General features: G+C 73.3%; 16 protein-coding genes. 14 read left to right on the top strand and 2 right to left on the bottom strand.

The window, feature by feature from the left end; genetic code table 11:
* The first annotated feature begins 30 nt into the window (after positions 1 to 30).
* Both AB0I67_RS29085 and AB0I67_RS29080 read left to right on the top strand, forming a co-directional pair.
* Positions 31 to 831, top strand: a complete 801-nt coding sequence (locus AB0I67_RS29085) for an NAD(P)H-binding protein (RefSeq protein WP_357929581.1) — start codon at positions 31 to 33, stop codon at positions 829 to 831.
* Between the two features lie 48 nt (positions 832 to 879).
* The gene (locus AB0I67_RS29080; protein WP_357929578.1) at positions 880 to 1,215 is read left to right on the top strand and encodes a spore germination protein GerW family protein; all 336 of its coding nucleotides are present in this window, start codon (positions 880 to 882) and stop codon (positions 1,213 to 1,215) included.
* Between the two features lie 96 nt (positions 1,216 to 1,311).
* Here the strand turns inward: AB0I67_RS29080 and AB0I67_RS29075 are convergent, their stop codons facing one another.
* Positions 1,312 to 2,004, bottom strand: a complete 693-nt coding sequence (locus AB0I67_RS29075) for a hypothetical protein (protein ID WP_357929576.1) — start codon at positions 2,002 to 2,004, stop codon at positions 1,312 to 1,314.
* A 220-nt stretch (positions 2,005 to 2,224) separates the two neighbouring features.
* Between AB0I67_RS29075 and AB0I67_RS29070 the strand changes: the two genes are divergently transcribed.
* The 12 genes from AB0I67_RS29070 to AB0I67_RS29015 all read left to right on the top strand — a co-directional run bounded on the left by AB0I67_RS29070 (position 2,225) and on the right by AB0I67_RS29015 (position 23,294).
* Positions 2,225 to 4,666 (top strand): hypothetical protein, encoded by a 2,442-nt coding sequence (locus AB0I67_RS29070; protein ID WP_357929573.1) that lies wholly within the window; start codon positions 2,225 to 2,227, stop codon positions 4,664 to 4,666.
* A gap of 455 nt (positions 4,667 to 5,121) precedes the next feature.
* The gene (locus AB0I67_RS29065; RefSeq protein WP_357929571.1) at positions 5,122 to 8,658 is read left to right on the top strand and encodes a phosphodiester glycosidase family protein; all 3,537 of its coding nucleotides are present in this window, start codon (positions 5,122 to 5,124) and stop codon (positions 8,656 to 8,658) included.
* 194 nt (positions 8,659 to 8,852) lie between these two features.
* Positions 8,853 to 11,297: a protein kinase gene (locus AB0I67_RS29060; protein ID WP_357929569.1), complete on the top strand. Its 2,445-nt coding sequence runs from the start codon at positions 8,853 to 8,855 to the stop codon at positions 11,295 to 11,297.
* Positions 11,298 to 11,382: 85 nt separating this feature from the next.
* The gene (locus tag AB0I67_RS29055; RefSeq protein WP_357929568.1) at positions 11,383 to 13,263 is read left to right on the top strand and encodes a S9 family peptidase; all 1,881 of its coding nucleotides are present in this window, start codon (positions 11,383 to 11,385) and stop codon (positions 13,261 to 13,263) included.
* Positions 13,239 to 14,546: a serine hydrolase domain-containing protein gene (locus tag AB0I67_RS29050; protein ID WP_357929565.1), complete on the top strand. Its 1,308-nt coding sequence runs from the start codon at positions 13,239 to 13,241 to the stop codon at positions 14,544 to 14,546. Before AB0I67_RS29055 ends, AB0I67_RS29050 begins: the two co-directional genes overlap by 25 nt.
* On the top strand, positions 14,543 to 15,859 hold the full coding sequence (locus AB0I67_RS29045) for a serine hydrolase domain-containing protein (RefSeq protein ID WP_357929562.1): 1,317 nt from the start codon (positions 14,543 to 14,545) through the stop codon (positions 15,857 to 15,859). Before AB0I67_RS29050 ends, AB0I67_RS29045 begins: the two co-directional genes overlap by 4 nt.
* Positions 15,852 to 16,655 (top strand): serine hydrolase, encoded by an 804-nt coding sequence (locus tag AB0I67_RS29040; RefSeq protein ID WP_357929560.1) that lies wholly within the window; start codon positions 15,852 to 15,854, stop codon positions 16,653 to 16,655. The genes AB0I67_RS29045 and AB0I67_RS29040 overlap by 8 nt, the downstream gene beginning before the upstream one ends.
* Positions 16,656 to 16,659: 4 nt before the next feature.
* Entirely contained in the window at positions 16,660 to 18,219 is a 1,560-nt protein-coding gene (locus tag AB0I67_RS29035) for a helix-turn-helix domain-containing protein (RefSeq protein WP_357929557.1), read from the top strand.
* Between the two features lie 118 nt (positions 18,220 to 18,337).
* The gene (locus AB0I67_RS29030; RefSeq protein WP_357929554.1) at positions 18,338 to 19,864 is read left to right on the top strand and encodes an ABC transporter substrate-binding protein; all 1,527 of its coding nucleotides are present in this window, start codon (positions 18,338 to 18,340) and stop codon (positions 19,862 to 19,864) included.
* The gene (locus tag AB0I67_RS29025; RefSeq protein WP_357929551.1) at positions 19,865 to 20,878 is read left to right on the top strand and encodes an ABC transporter permease; all 1,014 of its coding nucleotides are present in this window, start codon (positions 19,865 to 19,867) and stop codon (positions 20,876 to 20,878) included.
* A complete protein-coding gene (locus AB0I67_RS29020) occupies positions 20,878 to 22,608 on the top strand; it encodes a dipeptide/oligopeptide/nickel ABC transporter permease/ATP-binding protein (RefSeq protein WP_357929549.1) in 1,731 nt (576 codons plus the stop codon). The genes AB0I67_RS29025 and AB0I67_RS29020 overlap by 1 nt, the downstream gene beginning before the upstream one ends.
* The gene (locus AB0I67_RS29015) at positions 22,608 to 23,294 is read left to right on the top strand and encodes an ATP-binding cassette domain-containing protein (RefSeq protein ID WP_357929546.1); all 687 of its coding nucleotides are present in this window, start codon (positions 22,608 to 22,610) and stop codon (positions 23,292 to 23,294) included. The genes AB0I67_RS29020 and AB0I67_RS29015 overlap by 1 nt, the downstream gene beginning before the upstream one ends.
* Here the strand turns inward: AB0I67_RS29015 and AB0I67_RS29010 are convergent.
* Entirely contained in the window at positions 23,249 to 23,998 is a 750-nt protein-coding gene (locus AB0I67_RS29010) for a GNAT family N-acetyltransferase (protein ID WP_357929543.1), read from the bottom strand. The two genes, AB0I67_RS29015 and AB0I67_RS29010, sit on opposite strands and share 46 nt — an antisense overlap.
* Positions 23,999 to 24,018 lie beyond the last annotated feature (20 nt).

Below are 24,018 nucleotides of genomic sequence, written 5' to 3'. Positions count from 1 at the left end.
GAATTTGATCGTCCGCTTAAGGGGTTGGGCATGATCTTCGTGACGGGTGCCACGGGCACGATCGGGCGCGCGCTGCTGGCCGAGCTGGGATCGGAGGCGGTCGCGGTGGTCCGCCAGTCTGGCCGGGCCTCCGCTTCGGTGGTGGCCGATTTCGACCGGCCCGAGAGCTTCGCGGGGTTGTTCTCGCCCGGCGACCGGCTCTTCCTCAACAGCTCGCTGTGGCCGGGCTTCGTCGCCGGGCACCAGGCAGTCATCGACCTCGCCGCCGAGGCCGGCGTGGCGCAGATCGTCACGGTGTCGGTCCGGGGCGCGGCCCCCGGCCAGCCGCTCGGCGGCGGCCTGCACGGACTCGTCGACCAGCACCTGCGGGCCTCCGGAGTGCCGTGGGCGATCCTGCAGCCGACCGGGTTCATGCAGAACTTCGCGGCCGACCTCGACGGCGACGGCGTCTTCCACGGCTCGTACGGCGAGGCGCGGATGAACTACATCGACGCCCGCGACATCGCCTCCTGCGCCCGGGCCCTGCTCACCCGGCCGGTCGGGGCCTCCGGCGACCACGTGCTGACCGGGCCGGAGAGCCGGACCCACGCCGAGTTCGCGGCCGTCCTGAGCGCCGCCACCGGGCGGCCGATCCGCTACGCCGACCTGCCCGTGCCCGAGATGGGCGCCAGACTGGCCGCGCAGGGCCTGCCGTACGTGCTGGCGGAGTACATGGCCTCCTTCGCCGACGACCGCTGGGCCCCGCTCACCGGCACGGTCAAGGACCTCACCGGCCGCGAGCCCCGCACCCTGGCCGCCTACGCCGAGGAATTCCTCACACCCGTGCCATGACCGCTGGGTTACTGGCCGACCGGCACGGGTGGATGTCACATTGGTGGCATGAACATCATGGAGCTTCTCGACCAGACCACGGACGCGGCCACCGTCGGCCGCGTCTTCGGTCAACCCGTCACCCACGACGACGTCACGATCATTCCGGTCGCCAGGGTCGCCCAGGCGGGAGGCGGAGGCACCGGCAAGGGGTCGATCGACGAACCCGGCGGCGGTGGCGGCTACGCGGTCGCCGCCAAACCGGCCGGCGTCTACGTCATCAAGGACGGCGAGGTGCACTGGAAGCCGGCGGTCGACGTCAACCGCATCGTCGTGGGCGGCCAGCTCGTGGGGGTGGTTCTGCTGCTCACCATCCGCGCCATCTTCCGCAAGCGCCGCCGCTAGCCCCAGACCACGGGCAGCTCCTAGGGGCCTGCGATCCACCTGTGGATCGCAGGCCCTCCCTTGTTCTCAGGACCCTTGTTTTCCGGGGCCCTGCCCCTACGCGCCCTCCGCCAGTACGGCCTGCCCCTTGGGGGCCTCTCTCATGGCGACCTGCTCGGTGGCCGCCGGCTCCTCCGGCAAGAGCGCCCGGCAGTCGGCGATCGCCCCCGCCAGCAACTCCCGCAAGATCGTGTCCGGATCGCTCACACAAGCCTGCGCGATCCCCACGACAGCCAGCTGCACCGCGTTCGGCGCCGCATACCGCCGGAACCCCCGCTCGGTGATCCGGGCCGACCGGCTGAACTTCCGCGCCTGCCGAGCCGCCACGGGCACCTGCTCCATCGCCCGCGCACTCTGCTCGCTCAGCCCGGCCGCCCGCCCGTCCAGCCGAGCCAGGATCTCCTCGCAGGCCAGCACCGAGACCGCCAGCGCGAGCTGCCGTTCCGCCGCCGCCACCGGCAGCGCGGTGGTCGCGCACCTCAGCGCGATCGTCGCGTCGATCCGCAGATCGTCCCCGGTCAGCCCGATGATCGAGGGAACCAGCCGGACCAGCTCACCGCGCCGGGCGTCGGTGGTGTTGTCGTTGACCAGCCTGGCCAGCGCGGCCAGGAGCGGATGGGTGCAGGCCGGGTGGTCGCTCCACCGCTCTCCGGCCAGGTAGGAGGCCAGCTCCATGAAGCAGGCGCCACGCTTGGGGTTGCGGTGCCTGCCCTTGGAGAGGACCGGCATGGGGTCGAGGTGAATGTCCACGGGTGCTCCACTGCTCCGTGCGATCCCTTTCCTCCCAGTTTGCGGCTTGTACGGCACGCACACCAGAGGCCGGGGCCCGGACGGTCCGGGGCTTGGCGCCTTTCCCCTTCCCTCAAGGCCAAGCGGTTATCCACAGGACACCCATCCGCCCTTGCCGCCCCCGCGTTTCGTGCTACCTTTCCCAGGCGTTTGCCGGGGCCGAGCTCGCATGGGGGCCGTAGTGAGATGGGCTTTTGTACTGCTGGTGCTCTTCGTCGCCTGGACCGCGACCCCAGCCACCGCCACCACCCTCGCGGCCCCCGCAGCTCGAACCAGCCCTAACGGCCTTCAGGCCGCCGGGGCCGTCCCGCGCGTGGCCCTGATCGGCGTGCCCGGCCTCCACTGGACCGACCTCGACGCCACCGCCACCCCCAACCTGTGGCGCCTGGCCGGCGAGAGCGGCTTCGGCTCCCTCTCCGTCAAGGCCGTCGGCACCACCACCTGCCCCTACGACGCCTGGCTGACCGTCTCGGCCGGCCGTCGCGCCGCCTCGGGCGGCTGGTGCGGCCTGCCTCCCGAGCCCACCCGCTCGGGCGACTCCGCCTCCGTACCGGGCTTCGCCACCCTGCTCCAGTCCGGCGAGGGCGTCCACGCCGGCACCCTCGGCGACGCCCTCCACCAGGCCGGCCACTGCACCACCGCCGTAGGCCGGGGCGCCGCCCTGGCCCTGGCCGACAAGTCCGGCAGGGTCGACCACTACGCCGACTCGCCCGCCGCCCTCACCGACTGGTCCAAGTGCCAGGTCACCGCGATCGACGTCGACGAGCTGATCGCCCCGTACCTTCCCGCCGGCGTCCTCACCAAGGAAGCCGAGCTGCTGGCCCCTGCCGCCCGCCAGGCCGCCGTCCGCGCCGCCGACGCCGAGGTCGGCGCGGCCCTCGCCAAGCTCCCGCCGGACACCCGCATCCTCCTGGCCGGCCTGGGCGACCACGGCGGCGTCCCCCACCTGCGGGTCGCTCTCCTCAAGGCTCCGGGCGCCAAGGGCACCTACCTCGGCACCACCTCGACCCGCCGCCCCGACATCGTGATCATCCCGGACATCACCGCCAGCCTCCTGACCGCTCTGGGCGCGCCCATCCCGCCCCAGGTCGTCGGCGTCCCCTGGCCCGCCGGCTCCACCACCCTCGCCCCACCCCCCGGCACCCCCCTCAGGTCGCAGCCGAACCCCACCCCAGCCGCCTCCGCCCCCGCAGGGGACGGCACGGCGCCGACCGGGACAACCACTGGCCCGCCTTCCACGGGCGAACCCGCCGGGAGTGCACCGGCTGGGAGCGCACCGGCTGGAGGCTCGGGCGAAACGGCTGGAGGCTCGGGTCAAACGGCTGCGGGTGCGACGGCTGCGGGCGAGGACGCGACCGGCGGGTTGGTGACCGTCGCGGAGGCCAAGGACCACCTGGCCCGCGCCGACCTGACCGGCACCACGGTCCGGGGCCTGACCGGCCACTTCTTCACCGGCTTCGCCGTCCTCCAGGTCGCCTTCTACCTCATCACCTTCCTCCTCCTCTCCAAGCGCCGCCGCGCCACCGGCATCGCGACCGCGGGCCTGGGCCTGGCCTCGATCCCCGTCTCCACGTACCTGGTCAACCTCCTGCCGTGGGCCCACGCCGGCCAGCCCGGCGTGGCCCTGATCGGCGGCGTGGTCGCCATCGCCGCGGTGATCCTCCTGGCGGCCATGTCCGGCCCCTGGCGCCGCCACCCCCTCGGCCCACCCGCCGTGGTGGCCGGCGTCACCGGCGCGGTACTGCTGGCCGACCTGCTCACCGGCACGACGATGCAGTTCAACAGCCTCATGGGCTACACCGCCGTCGTCGGCGGCCGCTACTACGGCCTGGCGAACATCCCGTTCGCCCTCCTGGCCACCGCCGTCCTCATGGTCACCGCGGTCGCCGCCGACGGCCTCGTCCGGACCGGCCGCAAACGCGTGGCCGTCGCCCTGGTCACCGCGCTGGGCGTCATCGCCATGCTCCTGGCCGGCTGGCCCGGCGTCGGCAGCGACTTCGGCGGCGTCATCGCCTTCGTCCCCGGCATCGCCGTCACCGCGCTCCTGGTCGCCGGCAAGCGGGTCTCGGTGATCAGGCTCGGCCTCTTCTGCATCCTCGGCGGCGTCACCGTCAGTGCGATCGCCGTCCTCGACCACCTGCGCCCGCCCGCCTCCCAGACGCACCTCGGCCGCTTCGTCGGCCAGGTCATCGACGGCACCTTCTGGCCGCTCATCGGCCGCAAGCTCGGCGCCATGCTGCACACGCTGCTCTCACCGAACCTCATGCCGATCGTCATCGCCGGCCTGGCCTTCCTGATCTTCGCCGTCATGCGCCCCGGCAAGGTCAGCGCCGGTGCCGTCCCCGAGGCCTTCACCCGTGCCCCCATGCTGCGTGCCGGCCTCATCGGTGCCCTCGTCAGTGGGGGCGTCGGGATGCTCGTCAACGACTCCGGCACCGCCGTCCTGTCGATGGCCGTCGCGCTTGCCGTACCTCTGGTCCTTTACGCCGGGGTTCGCAGCATGTCGACCTCCTCCGGCTCGGTTCTGGAGGAGCCCAGCGGCGCCGAGCTGACCGCTTCGGCCGCCCTCCTCACCCCCGACGCCCCGACCCCGACCGGCGGCGGATCGGTCCCCTCACCCTGACCACACCGGACCCCGCAGAACCAGCCGTCTGGCAGCTTTTGGACCGTAGGCCAGCCACCTAGCGGGGTCTTCGACTGTGGCCCCGCCCCGACACCTGACCGCCCGGGCACTTGCCTGTCCCGCCGCCCCTCCCTTGGGGGAGCGGGCGGCCGGGTCTGGTGGAGGGGTGGCGGGCCTGGGGGTTGGTGGGGTGCGGGTGAGGCGGCCGCGGGCGGGCGACGGGAAAGGCGGCGGCGGCCAGAACAGGGAGTGGCGGTGATCGGGCGCGGCGCCGAGGGATGGGGCGGCGGCTGGGGGACGGGTGGCGCGGCGACAGGCGTGGGTGCGAGAACGGGGATGGGACGGACGCCGGAACGGAATCGGACGGACGCCGGAAACGCGGACGGGGATGAAATTTTCTTTTAGTCCACCCGTAGGTCTTGAAACTTGTAACCACGGCAAGATTGAGTTCGGTCGTGCAGACCCTCAACATCGCACTAGCCGCGACCCTTCTCCTGGGTCAACCCCCCGTTGAGGACGGCCCGCCGGCCTCCTCCTATGAAGCGCCGTCCACCCTGCTGGCCGCTCCGGTCACGCAGCGGCTGGAGACGGCGAGCCGGACCCGGCCGGTGGCGCCGGGCGTGACGCTGACCTCGTTCGACCGGTACGACGCCGCGGGATGGCTCCGCGCGGACGCGCTGTCGGCGGATCTGGGGAAGGCGAGCGCGGGCTACCTGTTCTCGGGCGAGGTCTCCAAGACCGAGCCGCTGTCCGGTCCGGCGGGCCGGGCCAAGGCGGTCGCCGCGGTCAACGGCGACTTCTTCGACATCAACCAGTCCGGCGCCGCCCAGGGCATCGGGGTGAAGGACGGCGAGCTCGTCCAGTCACCGGTCCAGGGCTGGGACAAGGCCGTGGCGATCAGCCCGGAGGGCGTCGGCAGTGTGATCACTGCGGCGTTCGAGGGGAGCGCGGCGGTGGCGGGCGGGGCGACGATCCCGCTGACGCAGTTCAACCAGCGCATCCAGTCCGGCGGCGTGGGCGTGTTCACGCCGCTGTGGGGCTCGTACGCGCGCACGCGCACCGTGGAGGGCGCGGCGAAGGTGACCGAGGTGGAGCTGCGCGACGGCGCGGTGACCGCGGTACGGCAGGCGGCCGGGAGCGGTCCGGTCGTCGCGGGGACCACGATCCTGCTCGGGCGGGAGGCCGGGGCGGACGCGCTGGCCGGGCTGAAGGTCGGCGACCGGATTGAGGTGAAATATCAGCCTAAGCCGGGTGGTATCCGGACTGCGGTCGGCGGCAGCCACGTCCTGGTGAAGGACGGGGCGGTCCAGCCGATCACCGACCCGGCGGCGCACCCCCGCACCGCCGTGGGCTTCTCGGCCGACGGCCGCACGATGCACCTGCTGACCGTGGACGGCCGGCAGGCCGACAGCCGCGGCGTGACGCTGAGCGAGCTGGCCCAGATGATGGTCGAGCTGGGCGCGCACAACGCGCTCAACCTCGACGGCGGCGGCTCCTCGACGCTGCTGGCGCGCGAGCCAGGCGCGGCGTCGGTTCAGGTGGAGAACAGCCCGTCGGACGGCGGCGAGCGGCACGTGCCCAACGGGCTGGCGCTGTACGCGCCCGAGGGCAGCGGCAAGCTGAAGGGCTTCTGGCTGGAGACCGCGAGCGACCCGGCCAAGGCGCCCGGTGTCGGGCCGGTCGCCGGTGGGCGGCCGGAGCGGGTGTTCCCCGGCCTGACCCGGAAGCTCACCGCGGCCGGATTCGACGAGACCTACGGCCCGGCGGCCGGAGAGCCGAAGTGGCGGGCCAACCCCGCGGTGCACGGCCTGGTCGGCAGGGACGGCGTCTTCCGGGCACTGGTGCCCGGCCAGACCAAGGTGACGGCGTGGCGCGGGGAGGCGAAGGGCGAGATCGACCTGACGGTGCTGCAGCCGCTGGCCCGGCTCGGCGCGACCACCGACCGCCTCAGCCTCACCGTCCCCGCCGCCGCTGCCTCCACCGCCTCCCAGGCGGCGGCAGCCCCCCAGACGTCCGCCACTCCCCAGACGCCGGCCGGCCCGGAGACCTCGGCGGACGCCGGCCAGCAGCCGTCCGTTACCCCGGACCAACCCGCGCAGGACAACACCGCGAAGCCCGCGGCCGACGGGCAGAGCGCCGATGTGGCTCAGGCGGCGGCGAGCGGGCGGTTCGGGGTGGTGGGGTACGACCGGAACGGCAACTCCGCCCCCATCGAGCCCGCCGACGTGCAGCTCGACTACGACAAGACGCTGTTCGAGGTGACCCCCGCCGAGCACGGCGCGTTCGCGGTGACCGCGAAGCAGCCGACCGGCGCCGGCCTGATCACCGCGAAGGTGGGCCGGGCGAGCGTGGCGGTCCCGGTGACGGTCGGTTCGGTGGAGGCCAAGGTGGCCGACTTCGAGAACGCCGCCTCCTGGACGTTCGCCGCCGCCCGGGCGACCGGCTCGTTGTCGGCGGCCCCCGGCCAGAGCGGCACCGCGCTGAAGCTGGCCTACGACTTCACCCAGTCGACCGCGACGCGCGCCGCCTACGCCAGCCCGCCGCAGCAGATCGTGGTGGACGGCCAGCCGCAGGGCTTCGGCCTGTGGATCCACGGCAACGGCAAGGGCGAGTGGCCGAGCCTGGAGTTCTACGACGCGCTGGGCCAGTCGCAGATCCTGCGCGGCCCGTACGTGACGTGGACCGGCTGGAAGTTCGTGGAGTTCACCGTCCCGCCGGGCGTGAACTACCCGATGCGGCTCCGCCGCTTCTACGTCGCCGAGACGCGCCCCGACGCCAAGTACGCGAGCGAGATCCTGATCGACGGCCTGGTGGCCAAGGTGCCGCCGCCCGTGGAGATCCCCGCCGCGCCGAAGGTGGCCGACCCGGTGATCCGGCCGGAGGTGGCCAAGGCCGAGTGGCGCTTCGCCGTCATGTCGGACGCCCAGTTCGTCGCCCGCCAGCCGGACAGCGACATCGTCAAGAACGCCCGCCGTACCCTGCAGGAGATCAAGACCGCGCGCCCCGACTTCCTGCTGATCAACGGCGACCTGGTGGACGAGGCCTCGCCGGAGGACTTCGCGCTGGCCAAGCGGATCCTGGACGAGGAGCTGAAGGGCGAGCTGCCCTACCACTACATCCCGGGCAACCACGAGGTCATGGGCGGCAAGATCGACAACTTCCGCGCTGTGTTCGGGGCGACGTCGAAGTCGTTCGACCACAAGGGCACCCGGTTCGTCACCCTCGACACCTCGCGGCTGAACCTGCGCGGCGGCGGCTTCGACCAGGTCGCGGCGCTGCGCGAGCGGCTCGACGAGGCGGCGAAGAACCCGCGGGTCGGCTCGGTCGTGGTGCTGTTCCACGTGCCGCCGCGCGACCCCACGGCGGGCAAGGGCAGCCAGCTCGGCGACCGGAAGGAGGCCGCGCTGGTCGAGGGCTGGCTGGCCGACTTCCAGCGCACCACCGGCAAGGGCGCGGCCTTCATCGGCGCGCACGTCGGCACCTTCCACGCCTCCCGGGTGGACGCCGTGCCGTACCTGATCAACGGCAACTCGGGCAAGAACCCGGCGACGGCCGCCGACGACGGCGGCTTCACCGGCTGGTCGCTGTGGGGCGTGGACCCGGTCAGCGAGCAGGAGGCGGCGCACGTGCGGCGCAACTGGTTCGTGGACGCGCCCACCTGGATCGGCGCGCAGGTGCGCCCGCACGTCGACGAGCTGACGCTGACCGCGCCGGCCTCGGTGACGGTGGGCACGCCCGGCAAGGTGAGCGCGTCGCTGGTCCAGGGCACGCGCACCGTCCCGGTCGCCTACCCGGTCTCGGCGCGGTGGGCGGGCTCCCCGGCGCTGCACATCGGCACGCGAGCCGGCCTCAAGCCGTGGCACACCGCCTGGCTCGACCCGGCGACCGGCGCGCTCACCGCGCTGCGCGAGGGCCAGGTGATCGTCTCGGTGACCGTCAACGGCGTGACCCGCGAGGCCACCGTGGCCCTGGCCGCCAAGGCCGCCGCCTGACCTGACCAGCCTGCCCTGGTGGCCCGTCTCCGCCCGCGGAGGCGGGCCACCAGGCTTTGGCGCAGGTACGGCAAGCCGCCACAAGACCCGGCCAGGATCGGCCAAGGGCGCCCGGATAACGATTGGCGCACGTCGGCGGGTCCCCCGCGAGGGTGACGCGCATCCTCGCCCGATGGATCAACAATAATCTACCTATGTCATTAGCGTCTGACCTCCGACCGGATGATCCACAGCGAATCGGGGCATATGAGCTGCGCGGTCGCCTGGGCCAGGGTGGTCAAGGCGTCGTCTATCTCGGTGAGGCCCCCGACGGCGAACTCGTCGCGCTGAAGTGGCTGCATCCCCATCTCACCGATGACGCGGTCGCCGCCGAGCGATTCGCCCGCGAGGTCTCGGTGGCCCAGCGGGTGGCCCCGTTCTGCACGGCCAAGGTGGTCGCCACCGGCGTGCACAACGACCGGCCGTACATCGCCAGCGAGTTCGTGGAGGGCCGCTCGCTCGCCCAGGTGGTGCGCGAGGAGGGCCCGCGCAGCGGGTCGGCCCTGCAGCGGCTGGCCATCGGCACCGCGACCGCGCTGGCCGCGATCCACCAGGCCGGCATCGTGCACCGCGACTTCAGCCCGGCCAACGTGCTGCTGGCCTCCGACGGCCCGCGCGTGATCGACTTCGGCATCGCCAGGGCGCTGGAGGGCGGCCCGACGATCACCTCGACGCCGATGGGCACGCCGGCGTTCATGGCGCCGGAGCAGATCATGGGCTCGCAGGTGACCCCGGCGGCGGACATGTTCTCCTGGGCGAGCACGATCGCGTTCGCCTCGGCGGGCACCGCGCCGTTCTACGCCGAGTCGGTGCCCGCGGTGATCAACCGGGTGCTGAACGCGCAGCCGGACCTGTCGACCATCGACGGGGACCTGCGCGACCTGGTGGCGGCCTGCCTGTCCAAGGACCCGGCGCACCGGCCCACCGCCCAGCAGGTGATCATGCGCTTGCTGCACAACCCCGGGGCGTCGCTGCCCGAGGGGGCGGCGGCGGGCGGCATGGCCGTGCCTGGCGTGCAGGCGCAGAGCTGGGCCACCCCGGCGGGGCCCGGCGGGCCGTTCCAGCCGTCGGGACCGGTCCCGCCGCCCGGAGCGCACCAGCCGAGCGGCCCCTACGCCCCCCACCAGCAGAACGGCCCCCACCAGCAGGGCGGGCCGATGCAGCCGAGCGGCCCCCACCACCCCGGCGGCCCCTACCAGCAGCCCCACCACCCCCAGCCCCACCACCCGCAGCCGCACCAACCGCAGCCGAGCGGCCCGCACCAGCAGGTGCCGCCGCCCGGCCAGCCGTACCCCGGAGGCCCGCAGTACCCGAACGGCCACCCGTCCACCCCGCCGTACGAGCACGGCCAGCCGTCCTTCGCGAGCGGCCAGCAGGGCTTCCCGGGCCACCAGCAGTTCCAGAGCGGCCCGGTGCCGCAGCCGCAGTACCTCGGCCAGCAGCCCTGGTCGCAGCAGCAACAACAGCACACCGTGCCCGCGCAGCCGAAGAAGAAGACCGGCCTGCTGCTCGCCGCGGTCGCGGCGGTCCTGGCGCTGATCGCGACCGTGGTCGTGATCGTGGTGGTCAACACCGGCGGCAAGACCGGGACGACCCCGGTGGCGGGCGAGTCCAACCAGCCGCCCACCCCGGACAAGACGCCCGAGAAGTCCCCGGAGCAGACGCCGGCCACCTCCCCGCCGCCGTCCCCCACCGCCACGCCGATCGCCACCGAGGGGCTGAAGAGCACCACCCTGCCGGACGCCAAGGCCCGGCTCATCAGCCACGACAGCGACCCGATCACCCTGCTCGGCTTCTCCTACAAGAAGACCAAGGACGCCGACTGGGTCGACTACGCCAAGAACGGCACCGGCTACCGCGGCTACCCGAACTACCTGGCCGCCCGCGTGTCGCCGGACGGCGCCTACACCGCGCTGCGCACCAAGAACTACACCGGCGACAAGTACGACACCATCCAGGTGGTGAACAAGGCGACCGGCAAGACCACGCAGGTCAAGACGGTGAAGCAGCCGATGGAGGCCTACATCGAGACCTGGTCGCACGACAGCACCAGGATCCTGCTCAACGTCGGCAAGCACGTCAGCGGCGACTGGCAGTCCAGCGGCTTCGGCATCATCGACGTCCGCGACCTCGACGCCACCTTCCGCGCGCGCCTGATCAAGGGCGTGGACAAGGAGACCAACTTCGGCTTCGACCACCGCCAGCAGGGCGTCGTCGGCCTCACCAACACCAAGGCCAAGCAGAAGGTGGTCTTCTACAGCGCCACCGGCCAGCAGGCCAAGGCCGTGCCGAACGTCGGCGAGGGCGAGGCCGAGACGCTCTTCTCGCCGTCGGGGGCCAAGTTCGTCACCGACTGCCCGGACGCCTCCAACAACGACCACTGCGTCTACGACACCGCCAGCGGCCAGGAGCACAAACGCTTCGCCTCGCCCTGCACCTTCCAGACCGGCTGGTTCGACGAGGAGCACCTGACCTGCTGGACCGACACCGACTTCCGGGTGATCGACTTCGAGGGCAACCTGGTGCGCAAGCTGGCGACCTTCCCCAAAGCCGTGGGGGAGCGGCTCATCCTGTACTACGGCCCGCGCGTCCCGGCGTGAGCATGGGGCTGCGGCACCAACGAGCCCGTCCGCGTTCGTGCCGCAGCCCGAAGATCCCGGCCCGGAACCGTCCTACGGTTCCGGCATGCGCCGCCTCACCCTGGACGACCTCTACCGTCTCGCGACGCCGTCCGATCCCCGGATCGACCCCGCGGGCACGGCTGTCGCCTACACCCTGACCACTTCCGACCGGGACGGCGACGCCACCATCGCCGAGATCTGGCTGGCCGCGCCCGGGGCCGAGCCCCGGCGCCTGGCCACCGGCAGCGCCCCGCGCTGGTCGCCCGACGGCTCCACCCTGGCCTTCCTCAAGCCGGTCGACGGCACCCCGCAGCTCCACCTGCTGCCCATGTCCGGCGGCGAGCCGCGGGTGCTCACCGAGGCCAAGCTCGGCGCGGGCGCGGCCGTCTGGTCGCCGGACGGCGCCCGCATCGCCTACAGCGGCCCGGCCGGCGAGCTCGACCCGAACGCGCCCGTCGTCGCCGACCGCCTCGACCACAAGGCCGACGGCGCCGGCCTGCTGCGCGGGCTGACCTCGCAGGTGTTCGTGGTCGAGGTGGCCTCCGGGGAGAGCCGCCGGCTCACCTCAGGCGCCTTCCACGCCGGCGAGCCCTCCTGGTCCCCGGCGGGCGACCACCTGGTCTTCGCCGCCGACATCGAGAAGGCGGCCGACCCGGCGCCCGGGCGGCCCGGCACCGACGGCGACCTGAGCGTGCGCGGCGCGATCCACCGCGTCGGCCTCGACGGCGGCGAGCCCGAGCGGCTCACCGGCCCCGAGCTCATCGCCACGGCCGCGTGGTACCTCGGCGAGCGCCTGATCGTCGCGGGCTTCCGTGAGCACCCGTCCGGGCACACCCGCCTGTTCGAGCTCACCGGCGGCGAGACCGTCGAGATCGAGACCGGCCTGGACCGCAACGTCATGACCGGCGCCCCCGGCTACCCCGGCGCGACGCCGGCGCTGCTCGGCGAGGACCTGCTGTTCTGCGTGCGCGACCGCGGCTACACCCACCTCGTCCGGCTGCCCGCGGGCTCGGCGAGCGCCGAGCCGCTGGAGGCCGGTGGCCAGGTGGTCGCCGGGGTCAGCGTCGCCGCCGGCCGCGTCGCCCACGTGGCGGCCACGCCGTACAGCCAGGGGGAGGTCTTCCTCGACGGCGAGCAGCTCACCGCCTACGCTCCGGCGGACGTGGCGCTGTTCGAGGCGACCGCGCGCCGCTTCACCGCGCCGGACGGCACCGAGGTCGAGGGCTTCGTGCTGCGCGACCCCGAGCTGAGCGGGCCCGGCCCGCTCCTGCTCGACATCCACGGCGGCCCGCACAACGCCTGGGCCCCCGTCTTCGACGGGGTCCACCTCTACCACCAGGTGCTCGCCGCCGCCGGCTGGACCGTGCTCACCCTCAACCCGCGCGCCAGCGACGGGTACGGCGAAGCCTTCTACACCGCCGCGCTGGGCGCCTGGGGCCTGGCCGACACCGGCGACTTCCTCAGCCCCCTCGACGAGCTCGTCGCCGAGGGCGTGGCCGACCCCGACCGGCTGGCGGTGACCGGCTACAGCTACGGCGGCTACATGAGCTGCTGGCTGAGCACCCAGACCGACCGCTTCCGCGCCGTCATCCCCGGCGGCTGCGTCAGCGACCTGACCAGCATGAGCGGCACCTCCGACGCCGGCCTCCTGCTCAAGCGGCACGAACTGCGCGAGGAGCTGGTCAAGACCTCGCCGCTCACCTACGTCTCCCGGGTGCGCACGCCGACGCTGATCCTGCACGGCCAGAACGACGACCGCTGCCCGGTCGGCCAGGCCGAGCAGTGGTTCGCCGCGCTGCGCGAGCGGGAGGTGCCGGTCCGGCTGGTCCGCTATCCGGGCGGCTCCCACCTGTTCATCCTGAACGGACGCCCGTCCCACCGCTTTGACTACAACGAGAGGATCGTGCAGTGGCTGCAGCAATGGGTCATCGACTCGCAGAGCTGATCGAGCAGTACGAGGTCCCGGGCGCCGCCCTGGCCTACTGGCACCGCGGCGAGCTGCACGAGTTCGCCGCGGGGGTGCTCAACCGTGACACCGGGGTCGAGGTGACGACCGACTCGCTCTTCCAGATCGGCTCGGTCACCAAGGTCTGGACCGCGACCCAGCTCATGATCCTGGCCGAGCAGGGCCGGCTCACCCTGGACACCCCGGTGATCGAGCTGCTGCCGGAGTTCAAGGTGGCCGACCCCGAGGTGACCCGGCAAGTGACCGTACGGCACCTGCTGAGCCACACCTCCGGCATCGACGGCGACCTGTTCCTCGACACCGGCCGCGGCGACGACTGCGTGGAGCGCTACCTGGAGGCCTGCGCCACCCTGGCGCAGAACCACCCGCTCGGCGCCACCCAGTCCTACTGCAACTCCGGCTTCATCATCGCCGGCCGCATCGTCGAGCGGCTCACCGGCCAGGTCTGGGACCAGGCGCTGCGCGAGCAGATCCTGGACCCGCTCGGCCTGACCCACACCTGGACGCTGCCGGAGGACGTCATCCGCTTCCGCGCCGCCACCGGGCACGTGGAGGGCGGCGCCACCACGCCGGTGTGGGGCCTGATGCGCTCGTGCGGCCCGGCCGGCCTGATCAACGCCCGTCCGGCGGACGTGGTCGCCTTCGGCCGCTCCCACCTGGAGGGCAGGCTGCTGAAGGACCCGGCGTTGATGTGGGAGCCGCAGGTGGCCATCCCCGACCCGCACGCGCTGGGCAGCCATTGGGGCGTCGGCTGGATCCTCGACGAGTGGAGCGGCCACAAGGTCGTCTCGCACGGCGGCAACACCATCGGCCAGCACGCCATGCTCTGGGTGGTGCCCGACACCGGCACCGTCGTCGCGGTCTCCGCCAACGGCGGGCACAGCGGCGCCTTCACCCACGCGGTGGCGACCGAGCTGTTCGCCGAGCTCGACGGCCTGGTCGTGCGGCCGAGGCTGGCCCCGCCCGCCGAGCCGGTGCGGATCGACCCGGCCCGCTACACCGGCGTCTACGAGCGGGTCGGCGCCCGCATCACCATCACCGACGGCGGCGGCGAGCTGACGCTGCGCATGGAGGCGACCGGCGCGCTGGCCGCCCTCCAGGAGCCGCAGGAGCTCGCGCTCGTCCCGGTCGACGACGTCACCTTCGTGGCCCGCCGCCCCGGCGACCCGGACTGGCTGTCGGCCGTCTTCTACGAGCTGCCCGACGGCTCGCCGTACCTGCACCTCGGTGTGCGCGCCACCCCCAAGAAGGAGTCAGCGTGAGCCTGCAGCTCCGCCTCAACGAGGCCCTGGACAAGCACGGCACCCCCGGCGCGGGCATCGCGGTCTGGTCCGGCGGCAAGCTGACCGAGGCCGCCGCGGGCGTGCTCAACCGCCGCACCGGCGTGCTGGCCACTCCCGACAGCGTCTTCCAGGTCGGCTCCACCACCAAGGTCTGGACCGCCGCCCTGGTCCTGCAACTGGTCGAGGACGGCCTGGTCGACCTGGACGAGCCGGTGCGCGCCTACCTGCCGGACTTCCCGGTCGAGGGCCCGATCACCGTGCGGCACCTGCTGTCGCACAGCGGCGGCTTCGACGGCGACCTGTTCGAGGACACCGGCCGCGGCGACGACTGCCTCGAGAAGTTCGTGGCCTTCCTCAAGGACGCCGGGCAGGTGCACGAGCCGGGCGAGCTGTTCTCCTACTGCAACGCCGGCTACGTCGTGCTCGGCGCGCTGGTGGCCAGGCTGCGCGGCACCACCTGGGAGCAGGCGTTGCGCGACCGCCTGCTGACCCCGCTGGGCGCCACGCAGTCCGCGCTGTTCGGCGAGGAGGCCGTGCTCTTCCGCGCCTCGGCCGGGCACATCGGCCCGGGGCAGGAGGTCTACCCGCGCTGGCAGATGCCGCGCTCCAACGCGCCGGCCGGCTCGACCATGTGCCTGGCGCCGCGCGAGCTGGTGCGCTTCGGCCGGATGTTCCTGGCCGGCGGCCTGGCCGAGGACGGCACCCGCGTGCTGTCGGAGGCGTCGGTCGCGGCGATGCGCGAGGTCCAGATCGCCGTGCCGGGCGTCTCCGGCCTGCTGGCCGACCGCTGGGGCCTCGGGTTCGAGCTGTTCTCCTGGGGCGCCTTCGGCCACGACGGCGGCACCCCGGGGCAGAGCACCTTCTGGCGGGTGGTTCCGGGCAGCGACTTCGTGATCGCGATGAGCGCCAACGGCGAGGGCTTCCTGGGCCTGCTGGCCGACCTCGCGCTGCCGATCATCCGCGAGGAGACCGGCCTGGACGTGCCCGACTTCCCGGTCCCCGGCGAGCCGGGCGCGGACTTCGACCCGGCCGTCTACACCGGCCGCTACGCCGGCCCGCAGCTCGCCTACGAGGTCGCCGGCGCCGACGGCGGGCTGCGGCTCACCCTGCTGCCCGGCGAGTTCATGGCCGGCATGGGCGCCACCGAGACCACCAAGCTCTACGTGCACCACTCCGGCGACTCCTTCATCTCGGCCGAGGCGGAGGACGGGCAGCACGACACCGTCACCTTCGTGGTGCGGGACGGCCGCGCCGCCTACCTGCACAACGGGAGGGCGCTGCCCCGTGTATGAGATCTTCGTCCACGCCCGGGACGTCGACGGCGTCGCCGAGGTGGGCCAGGGCGCCGACGACCCGGTCGTGCTGGCCTCGGTCTTCAAGATCCCGATCGTGCTGGAGTACGCCCGCCAGGCGGCGCTCGGCCAGATCGAGCGCACCGAGCGGCTGACCGTGGGCGAGCGGGACAAGGACGGCGGCATCGGCACCTCCGGCTGCGCCGACGACGTCTCGCTCACCCTGCGCGACCTGGCCCACTTCATGATGACCATGAGCGACAACGCCGCCACCGACGTGCTCCTGCGCCGCGTCGGCTGCGACAACGTCAACGCCACGCTCAAGGAGCTGGGCCTGACCCGCACGCACCTCATCGGGGGCTGCGCCGAGCTGTTCGCGCAGATCGAGCACCCCCTGGAGGAGCTGACCGACGAGATCATCCGCGACCTGCCGGTCCGTGACCCCCTGCGGACCACGGCCAGTACGCCGCGGGAGATCACCGAGCTGCTGGCGCGCATCTGGCGGGACGAGGCCGGCCCGCCCGAGGCGTGCGCCGAGGTGCGCCAGATCATGGGCCGCCAGATCTGGCCGCACCGCCTGGCCGCGGGCTTCCCGGACGAGGTCAAGGTGTCCGGCAAGACCGGCACGCTCTGGGGCGTGCGCAACGAGGCCGGCGTCGTGGAGTACCCCGACGGCAGGCGCTACGCCGTCGCGGTCTTCCTCCGCTCGCCGCGCTTCGGGCTGCGCGATCCGGAGGCCGACGCCGCCATCGGCCGGGCCGGCCGCGACGCCGTGGACCGGTTGCGTGTACTTTGACCAGGTGAACGAACGGCCACGTGCCAGTCTGCGCAGGCTCCTGGAGGACCTGGGCAGTACCGTGCTGGACGTGGCCGTCCCACCGGCCGACCTCGACACCGAGGTCACCGGCGTGCACATCTTCGACCCGCACGACGAGCTCCACCTGCCGCCCGGCACGCTGCTGCTGGCCGTCGGCGTCCGCAGCGCGCAGGAGCTGCTCGACCTGCTGGAGCGCTCCACTGGCGCGGTCGCGCTGGTCGTCAAGCACCCGGTCGCCGACTCCGAGGCGGTACGGCAGGCCGCGGCCGCCACCGGCACCGGCGTGCTCGGCCTGTCGCGGGCCGCCTCCTGGTCGCAGGTCTCGGCGCTGCTGCGCTCCCTGCTGGCCGAGGGCGAACTCGACGACGACCCCCAAGGAGACCTGTTCTCCCTGGCCAACGCGGTCTGCGCGCTGCTGGACGCGCCGGTCACCATCGAGGACCGCTCGGCCCGGGTCCTGGCCTTCTCCGCCCGCCAGGAGGAGGCCGACGCCGGCCGCATCGCCACCGTGCTCGGCCGTCAGGTGCCCGAGATGTACCAGCGCATGCTGGTCGAGCGCGGCCTGTTCAAGGAGCTCTACCAGAGCCGCGGGCCGATCTACATGGAGCTCGAGGGCGACAGCATGAACCGGGTGGCGATAGCCGTACGGTCGGGGGACGAGATCCTGGGCTCGATCTGGGCGGCGGTGCACGAGCCGCTCACCGAGCAGCGCCAGCGCGCCCTCACCGACGCCGCCAAGATCGTCGCCCTGCAGTTGCTGCGCGAGCGCGCCGGGGCGGGCAGCCAGCGCCGGCTCCGCGCCGACCTGCTCTCCACCGTCCTGGAGGGCGGCGCCGAGGCCGCCGAGGCCGCCGGCCGGCTGGGCATCGCCACCGAGCGGTTGTGCGTGCTGGCCGCCCAGCTCGCCGAGCCCGAGACCGACCCGGCCAAGAGCGAGAGCGACCGCCAGCGCTTCTGCGACGCGCTGGCCCTGCACGTCGGCTCCATCCATCCACGGGCCGCCGCCGCGGCGCTCGGGCCGGTCGCCTACGCCGTGCTGCCCACCCACACCGACGAGCGCGCCCTGCAGGTGGCTGAGAGCTTCCTGGCCAGCGTCGGCCCCCGCTACGCGGCCAACGTCGGCGTGGGCCGGGTGGTGGCCAGCCTGCCCGAGGTGGCCCGCTCGCGTGCCGACGCCGACCGGGCCCTGCGCGTCCTGCGCACCAGGGGTACGGCGGGGCAGGCCGCCGGCTACGCCCAGGTGCACGTCGAGGCCCTGCTGCTGCAGGTGGCCGACACCGTGGCCGCCGAGGAGCAGATCCCGACCGGCCCCTACCAGCGGCTGCAGGCCTACGACGCCGAGCACGGCAGCCAGCTCCTGGCCACGCTGCGCGCCTACCTGGACAACTTCGGCGACGTGGCCGCGGCCTCGGCCGAGGTGATGGTCCACGCCAACACCTTCCGCTACCGGCTCAAGCGGCTGTCGGAGATCGGCGGGTTCGACCTGGCCGATCCCGAGGCCCGCTTCGCCCTGATGCTGCAGATGCGCATCTTCCGGCGTTAGCGCTCTTCGGGCATCCGCACGAGCGGGCCCGCGCATTTCGTCACCGGGCACGAAGCCCCGGCGGGGGCCGAGGGACGAATGTGGGGCGCATCACCCCTTGCCCTTCCTGGAGCGCCCCATGAGAAAGACTGCGGCGGCCGCCGCGCTGGCCCTGCTGGCCGCCGGGTGCGGCGGCGGAGCCGGCGAGGCCGGCCCGGCCACGCTCACCATCGCCGTCGGCGCCGACCCCGGCCTGCTCGACCCCGCCACCGCCGTGCTCGGTGCCACCAACTCGGTGCTCTCGCTCGCCTACGAGACCCTGGTGCGCACCTCGCCCGACGGCAAGATCATTCCCGGCCTCGCCGAGAAATGGGAGGTCAAGCCGGACGCGGTCGCCTTCACCCTGCGCCAGGGCGTCAAGTGCTCGGACGGCTCCACGCTCACCCCGGCCGAGGTCGCGGCCAACATCAACTACCTGACCGACCCGGCCAACAAGTCGCCCCTGCTGGGCGTGCTGGCGCCGGTCGGGATGAAGGCGGCCGCCGACGCCGCCACCGTCACCGTCAGCACGCCGGAGCCCTTCAGCTTCATCCTGGAGAGCACCCGGCTGCTGTTCATCGTCTGCGGCAAGGGCCTGCAGGACCGCTCCCTGCTGGCCAAGGCCACCTACGGCACCAGCCCGTACGAGCTGAAGGAGGTCGCCCCCAGCGACCACTACACCTTCGCCAAGCGCCAGGGGTCGGCCGCCGAGCTGCCCGACCAGGTGGTGCTCAAGGTGGTGCCCAACGAGCAGACCGCGGCCAACCTGCTGATGTCCGGCGACGTCAACGCCGCCACCTTCTTCGGCCCCGACCGCCAGCGCGTGCAGGCGGCACCCGGGGTGGACAAGCAGGAGGAGAACGTCAGCAACGGCCAGTACTTCTACCACCAGGGCAAGGACCGGCCGACCAACGACGTGGCGGTCCGCAAGGCGCTCACCCAGGCGCTCGACCTGGCCGAGCTGGGCCGCGTCTCCAGCGGCGGGACCGGCAAGCCGGTGACCGGGCTGGTCCCGGGCGTGCCGCCCTGCATCGGCGACTCGGTGAGCGGCCACGTGCCCGGCCTCGACCCGGCCGCCGCGTCCGCCGGGCTCGACGCCGCCGGCTGGACCGCCGGCGCCGACGGCATCCGCGCCAAGGACGGCAAGAAGCTGAGCCTGCGCCTGCTCTACACCACCACCCGCGGCCCAGGCGTCCAGGCCGCCGCCGAGTACCTGGCCGCCGCCTGGAAGAAGATCGGCGTCGAGGTCAAGCTCAACGGCGTCATCGACACCAAGCTCGCCGAGTCGCTCAACGTCACCCAGGACTGGGACGTGGTCTGGCTGCCGATCGGCGTCACCCTGCCCAGCCAGCTCGTCGGCTTCCTGTCCGGACCCGCCGCGCCCAAGGGCGCCAACTTCGCCCACCTGGCCAACGAGCGCTACACCGAGCTGGTCGCCAAGGCCGCCACCACCCCCGGCGCCGAGGGCTGCAAGCTGTGGCTGGAGGCCGAGTCGGCCCTGATCGCCAACTCCGACCTGGTCCCGGTCTCCACCATCACCGTCCTCAACGCCACCAAGGGCGCCAAGGCCGCCCAGCAGGCCGGGCTCTTCGACCCCTACTCCTTCCGCGTCGAGGGGAGCAACTGAGTGGCGAGCCCCGTGATCGTTCCCCCGGCCGCGCCTAAGGCGGCCCGCGCGACGCGCGGGGCCGCCCGGCGGGCCGGGGGCCGGCGGCTGCTCCGCCACCTGCTGCGGCTGCTCATCTCGCTGGCGGTCCTGCTGGTCGCCTCCTTCGCCATGCTGCACCTCATCCCCGGCGACCCGGTGCGGGCCGCGCTCGGGCCCGCCGCGCCGGTGGAGCTCGTCGAGGCCCGCCGCGCCGCGCTCGGCCTGGACCGGCCCTGGCTGGAGCAGCTGGCCGCCTACGCCGGCAACGCGCTGACCGGCGAGTTCGGGACCTCCTTCATCTCCGGCCAGCCGGTCGGCGAGGTCATCGCCGCCCGCCTGCCCAGCACGCTGACCCTCGCCCTGCTGGCCACCGCCCTGTCCCTCGTGGTCGCGGTCCCGCTCGGCATGTGGGCGGCCATCCGCACCGAGAACGGCCGCAACCGCGGCACCGACACCGCCTTCGGCGCCCTCACCGGCAGCGCGGTGGCCGTGCCGGAGTTCCTGTACTCCATCGGCCTGGTCTCGCTGTTCTCCATCGCCCTCGGCTGGCTGCCGCCGGCCGGCAAGTCGGGCCCGGAGTCCTACATCCTGCCGGTCCTGGCGCTGGCCATCGGCCCCGCCGCGATGATCGCCCGGCTGGCCCGTGCGCAGACCGCGCGCGAGCTGTCGGCCGACTACGTACGGCTGGCGCGGGCCAAACGGCTGCCGGCACTGCGCCTGCACCTGCGGCACGTGCTGCCCAACACGCTGACCGCCACCCTCACCACCGGCGGCCTGCTGCTCACCGCGCTCATCGCCGGCAGCGTGCTGGTCGAGTACGTCTTCGCCTGGCCCGGCCTCGGGGCCCGGATCGTCGAGTCGATCACGCTCAAGGACTACCCGGTGGCGCAGGGCGTGATCCTCGTGTACGGCGTGGCCGTCCTGGTCGTCAACTTCCTGGTCGACTTCCTGATCGCGCTGCTGGACCCGACCTCGACCCTCAAGGAGAGCTGATGCGCAACCGATCCGGGCTCGCCGGCCTGGTGATCGTCGCGGCGCTGGCGGTGCTCGCGGTCGTCGGCCCGCTGGTGTGGGGCGCCGAGGCCGAGCGCATGGACTCCACGGCCATCCTGCAGGGCGCCTCGGCCGCGCATCCGCTCGGCACCGACAACCTCGGCCGCGACATCCTCGCCCGCGTCCTGGTCGCCGGGCAGTTCTCGCTCGCGCTGGCGCTGGCCGCCACGCTGATCGGCGCGGTGGTGGGCACCGTGCTCGGCGCCCTGCCCGCGGTGCTGCCCCGGCGCGGCGCCCGGCTGGTCACCGGCACGGTCAACGCCTTGGTGGCCTTCCCCGGCCTGCTGCTGGCCATGTTCGTCGCGGTGGTCACCGGGCTCGGCGCCAAGGGCGCGGTCCTGGGCATCGGCGCCGCCGTCGCGCCCGGCTTCGCCCGGCTCACCCAGACCCTGGCCGCCTCGGTCGCCGGCGCCGACTACGTCAGCGCCGCCCGCATGCTCGGCGTGCCGCGCCACCGCATCCTGGTCCGGCACGTGCTGCCCAACATCGCCGAGCCGCTCATCCTCAACCTGAGCCAGGCCATGGGCGCCAGCCTGCTGGCGCTGTCGGGCATGTCCTTCCTCGGGCTCGGCGTGCAGCCGCCCGACTTCGACTGGGGCCGGCTGCTCTTCGACGGCTTCCCGCGCATCTACGTCTCCCCGGAGGTGGCCCTCGGGCCGGCGGTCTTCATCGCGCTGGCCGGCATCGGGTTCAACCTGATCGGCGACGCGCTGGTCAAGGCCGCGCGGCGGGCCGCCGTCCTGGCGCCGGAGAAGGTGGCCGCGCCGCCCGCGGCCGAGCAGGAGCGCGACCCGCACGCGGTGCTGGAGGTGCGTGACCTGACGGTCACCTTCCCCGGCGGCGTGACGCCGGTGCGCGGGCTGTCGCTGGCCGTCGCGCCCGGTGAGATCGTCGGCCTGGTCGGCGAGTCCGGCAGCGGCAAGAGCCTGACCGCCGCCGCCATCGGCGGGCTGGTGCCCTACCCGGGCGTGGTCACCTCCGCGCGGCTCGACCTGGACGGCGAACTGGCCATGGTCTTCCAGGAGGCGGCGCTCAACCCCGCGCTCAAGGTGGGCGGGCAGCTCGCCGAGGTGGCCACCGTGCACCAGGGCGCCACCCGCGCCGAGGCGTGGGCCAAGGCGGTGGACCGGCTGGGCCACGTCCGGCTGCCCGACCCGGCCCGCAACGCCCGCCAGCACCCGCACGAGCTGTCGGGCGGCATGCGCCAGCGCGCGGTGATCGCCATGGGCCTGATGGGCCGGCCGCGACTGATCATCGCCGACGAGCCGACCACCGCCCTCGACGTCACCGTGCAACGCCAGATCCTCAAGCTGCTGCGCGAGGTGGTCGAGGAGACCGGCGCCGCGGTGCTGTTCATCTCGCACGACATCGCCGTGGTCGGCGAGCTGTGCGACCGGGTGGTGGTCATGTACGCCGGGCGCGTGGTCGAGCAGCTCCCCGCCGACCAGCTCAAGGCCGCCCGCCACCCCTACACGCGGGCGCTGATCGACTCGCTGCCGGACATGTCGACCGACCGGTCGCGGCCCCTGGCCAGCATCCCCGGCCGCCAGCCCGCCCCCGAGGCGGTCGGCGACGGGTGCGCCTTCGCGCCCCGCTGCCCGCTGGCCACCGCCCGCTGCCAAGCCGAGCGGCCGCCGCTCGTGGACGACGTCGCCTGCTGGGAGGCCTGATGCGCATCGAGAACCTGACCGTCCGCTACGGCGCGTTCACCGCGGTGGACGACGTCACCCTGGAGATCCCGCCGGGCGCCATCGTGGGCCTGGTGGGGGAGTCGGGCTCGGGCAAGTCGACGCTGGCCCGCGCGGTCAGCGGGCTCGTCCCGCACACCGGACGCATCAGCGACGGGCGGCGGGTGCAGATGGTCTTCCAGAACCCCTACGCCTCGCTCGACCCGCGCATGACGATCGGGCAGTCGGTGGCAGAGGCGCTGCTGCGCCTGCCCGCCCGCGAGCGCGGGGCCGAGGTGGAGCGGCTGCTGGACCTGGTCGCCCTGCCCGCCAAGGTGATGGGCAGCTACCCGCGCGAGCTGTCCGGCGGGCAGCGCCAGCGGGTGGCGATCGCCCGCGCGCTCGGCGCCGAGCCCGAGCTCCTGGTCGCCGACGAGATCACCAGCGCCCTGGACGTCTCCGTGCAGGGCGCGGTGCTCAACCTGGTGCGGGAGCTGCGGGCGGAGCTGGGACTGTCGATCCTGTTCATCTCGCACAACCTGGCCGTGGTGCGCTACGTCTGCGACACCATCGCGGTCATGCACGGCGGCCGCGTGGTGGAGGAGGGCCCGGCGGAGCGGCTGACCACCGAGCCCGCTCACGACTACACGCGCGCGCTGCTGGCCGCGGTGCCCCGCCTGACCACGTAGTAGCGCCGGTCGCGGAAGCCGACCACCTCGCCGCCGCCCTCCAGCAGCCCGCCGAGCACCTCGCGCACGGCCAGCCGCCAGGCCCGGGCCGCGGCGAGGTCGGTGCGGCGCAACCCCTCCACGTCCTGCGGCACCGCGACCAGCACGGTCGGGGCCTCGGAGCCGGTGACGCGCCCCTCGGTGTCGAGCAGCACCTCGGCCGGCTCCGCCGAGCAGGCCGGCGGGTCGATCAGCTCCCACACGGTCAGCAACCGGTCGGAGTCGTCGCCCTGGTTGATCGAGTCGCCCATCACCCCGTAGAAGCCCGGCAGGTACTGCACCGGCCGGGCGCCCAGCTTGGCCAGGTTGAAGTGGGCGTTGCGGCACACCAGCGGGTCGTAGGTCCACGAGATGCGCTCCAGGCCCCGCTCCAGCGCCCAGGCCTTCTGGTGCAGCTTGAGCGCGTGACCGACGCCGTGCCCGGCCCTGGCCCCGGTGATGTGCGAGTGCAGCGCCCGCCCCTCGGCCAGGAAGCCGACCGACGCGCCGACGAGCACGTCCCCGTCGAACGCCCCGGCCACGTAACCCCCCGCGTGCGACAGCGCCTTCATGAGGTCGGGGGTCACCGGCCGGTTGTCCTGCTCGAAATGCCAGATGTCATCAAACAGCTCGCAGGCCCGGACAAAGTCCTTGATATCCCGCAACTCACGTACGTTATCCGTCACAGGGCGACGGTATGACAGGG

Origin of the sequence: Nonomuraea sp. NPDC050310, from assembly GCF_040655795.1 — a bacterium.
Taxonomy (GTDB): Bacteria; Actinomycetota; Actinomycetes; order Streptosporangiales; family Streptosporangiaceae; genus Nonomuraea.
Note: the sequence above shows the minus strand (reverse complement) of the source record. Positions and strands in the feature narration are given on the sequence as shown.